1 protein-coding gene and 3 pseudogenes are annotated in these 3174 nt (G+C 45.6%); 2 read left to right on the plus strand and 2 right to left on the minus strand.

Annotated features, from left to right (window positions below; translation table 11 throughout):
- Together ACEW9J_RS00570 and ACEW9J_RS00575 are read right to left on the minus strand one after the other, a co-directional pair.
- Window positions 1-260: pseudogene (locus ACEW9J_RS00570) on the minus strand (IS481 family transposase); the annotation flags it as partial.
- Window positions 223-820 (minus strand): annotated as a pseudogene (locus ACEW9J_RS00575) (recombinase family protein). The pseudogenes ACEW9J_RS00570 and ACEW9J_RS00575, both read right to left, overlap by 38 nt.
- Before the next feature lie 324 nt (window positions 821-1144).
- Here ACEW9J_RS00575 and ACEW9J_RS00580 point away from each other — a divergent pair.
- Together ACEW9J_RS00580 and ACEW9J_RS00585 are read left to right on the plus strand one after the other, a co-directional pair.
- A pseudogene (locus ACEW9J_RS00580) lies at window positions 1145-1893 on the plus strand (amine oxidase); the annotation flags it as partial.
- Window positions 1894-2460: 567 nt separating this feature from the next.
- A partial coding sequence (locus tag ACEW9J_RS00585) for a PRC-barrel domain-containing protein (protein WP_373543211.1) occupies window positions 2461-3174 on the plus strand: 714 nt, incomplete at its 3' end.

Consider the following 3174-nt stretch of genomic DNA (forward strand, 5'->3'; position numbering starts at 1 on the left):
ATTTTAAAAGCCGCGATGATTTCACAGTAGCTTTCCATCTCTGGTTGTGACAGCTTGCGTGGCAGCCCTCGGTCATTACGATGGATAGATTTTGGTCGTGTCTGTTCTCGGAGCGAGCGATATAAGGTGTCTGTGGATATCCCGTAGAGGCTGGCCGTGTTTTCGACGAGCAGTTTTCGTTCTGGGCAACGAGCGGGGAGTAGATCTAAGCTTTGTCGTAAGCTAACTAGAGCCGAGGTGGGGATTTGTTTGCGGGGCACTGTTTTGGTCCTCGGCTACATAACTATAAAGGGTGGGTCGGGAAATACCCATCATTTGACAGATCTCATCGAGCGAATGTTGTTTCTCGTTGTACAGACTGACGACCAAAGCTCTCTGATTCGGTGCTAGTGCCTTGGGTCTACCACCTGTCTTGCCTCTGGTTCTGGCGGCTGTTAATCCAGCATTCGTTCGTTCGCGAATCAGGTTCCGCTCGAATTCTGCCAGTGCGCCGAATAGGTGAAACATTAATTGACCGCCACTGGTGGAGGTGTCGATCCCTTCTTGGATGCTGTGTAGTTGGATCGATCGTTCGTTCGCGTAACAATTCTGTTAATTCGATTAGGTTCTTGAGCGATCTCCCCAACCGATCTAGTCGCCAAACGACAAGTGTATCTCTTGGGCGTAACATTTCTAGTGCTAATGTCAGTCCTGGGCGAGTAGCTTTAGCACCGCTCTCCCGATCTGTAAAAATTCGCTCGCAGCCAACTTTAGTTAGTGCGTCTTGCTGGAGATCGAGGAGTTGGTCGTCAGTTGAAACACGAGCATAGCCAATTAGCACGACAAAAAGTGAATAAACTCATCTATGAGGAGTATATCTTGATTTTAATTTCTTTATCGAGTTACTTTATTAATTAAATGGCGGTTTGCCGTTGCTGTGACTGGTTAAATGACAGAGTAAATAAAACGTCCCTTTTCTTTACTGCTAACCTACTAATTTATAGTTGCAGTTAATTCGGGTTGGAACGGATGATTGTGGGTTAGTTGCAATTAATCTGGGTTCAGTTGCAGTTAATTCGGGTTGGAACCACCGGATAGTTGCAATTAATCTGGGTTCGATTTTGCGATGATTGCGGGTTCGATCGTTTATGATTGCGGGTCGCTACAATTAGCGATCCCAATGTTGCGTGAATATATTGCCATCAATTGGGTCGGCATTAAAGGTGGCGTGTATACTTACATCGAAAAAATCCTCAGCCGATTTAAAGGTGAGATCGTGTTGGCTGTCGAGATCGATCGAATTGTCAGAAGTCCCGATGGTGTCAAGATCGTGAGATCTACAGGTGAAATTCAGGAGTTCGTTCGCGCAAGCGTACCGGAGGTAATCGAGTTGTATTTGCCACGCCACCAGACAAAGTAATGGCACTTTTAGCCGATCCAACTGCTGCCGAAGCCAAGCGATTTTCTACCTGGAAAACCAATAAAGTTACTAGCATAATTCACACCGATACTTCGATGTACGATCGCTTTGGTATCCACAAACCTTCAGAATTTGACTTCTTTCAAACAAATACCAAATGGGGCTACAATGGCTATCTCAATCAGCTTGACAACATCTCATCGCCACCGGATTATTTCCTGTCATTCCAGTTAGAAGAATTAATTGCGACCGATCGCATCATTCATACGCAGGAACACGATACCCCTTTGTACACCACCGCATCGTTTCGATATCGTGATGAAGTGGTTGCCACAAATGGTGAGAATCATACTTATCATGCCGGAGCATATCTCGGCGATGGTTTGCATGGCGGCGCGATTTCCTCCGCTGTCCGAGTCGCTAAATTAATTGGTATGAGTCAGGAGTCGATTCCTTCGAGCAAAGATCGACGGGAGCGGATTTCGTTGGCGTAGCCTCTGTCTTGTCTTGTCTCGCTAAACCCTCGGCAAAGCCGAGGATCGCGAGCCGCTGTCTTGATACAGCGAGATCTGGAAGGATACACCTCCAGAGCGCGAATCGCTGACTGAAACACATGCGCCAGGTATCCTCCGCGTGATTTCAGTCGCTCCCCTGGAGCATCGCATAGTCTGCAATCTAATTATTTCAAATTCTGTTTCAAATTAAGCTCCCAATCTGATGAGAGCTTTTTTAGATTATTTTTAGTTTTTGCCTACCCCTTTTGAGTGAGATTGGATTGAAAAACTAAAATTAAAATCCTTCGATATGTAGATAGACAGATTAGATAATTTTGATTATCCATAGTAATTAAAAGCCACGAAATAACGAATTAAACATTAAGATAAATACTTTCAATAGTGGTCGATCGAGAATACTTTCCTCACGAAATCCTCACAATTTTAGCTTAGGATAAAAGTTAATAAATTCGCATCGTCATTATGAGGATGTCTGAAAACTCCACAGATGGTGGGCACTGCCTAGCCTACATTTCTTTATCATTAAAAAAATACAGGAGCAGCACCATGATAGAAGTCAAAACCTTAGAAGGTTACAAATTGCAAAGTCTCGACGGGGAGATTGGAAAAGTCCGAGAATTCTACTTTGACGATCGATACTGGACGATTCGCTATCTGGTTGCAGATACAGGTAGCTGGCTGACAGGCAGGCAGGTGCTGATTTCTCCCTATGGGATGGTCGGCGTGAATCGAGCAGAGCAGCACATCACGATCGATCTGACCAAAAAACAGAGTGAGAGCAGCCCCTCATTAAGCAGTGACGAGCCTGTCTCAAAACAATTCGAGACAGATTACTACGGATATTATGGATATCCGACTTATTCGACTGGTCTTTATATGTGGGGAGCTTACCCCTATATTCAGCCCGATCCCGCACTGTGGAACAAACCCACCCGCACTGAAGAAAACTGGGACCCTCATTTGCGGAGCACCCATGAGGTGACTGGTTATCACATTCAAGCCACGGATGGCGCAATTGGTCACGTTGAAGATTTTATCCTTGAGGAGGAGACGTGGGCGATTCGTTATCTGGTCATCGATACGCGGAATTGGTGGCCAGGGAAAAAGATTTTGGTTTCGCCACAATGGATCGATCGCGTGAGCTGGAGCGAGTCGAAAGTCTTCATCAATCTCTCTAGCGAGACGATTAAGCAGTCACCGGAATATCAAGAAGATGTGCCGTTAACTCGCGATGATGAAACCCGCCTGCATGGACATTAC

Source organism: Chamaesiphon sp., assembly GCF_041737865.1.
GTDB lineage: Bacteria > Cyanobacteriota > Cyanobacteriia > Cyanobacteriales > Chamaesiphonaceae > Chamaesiphon.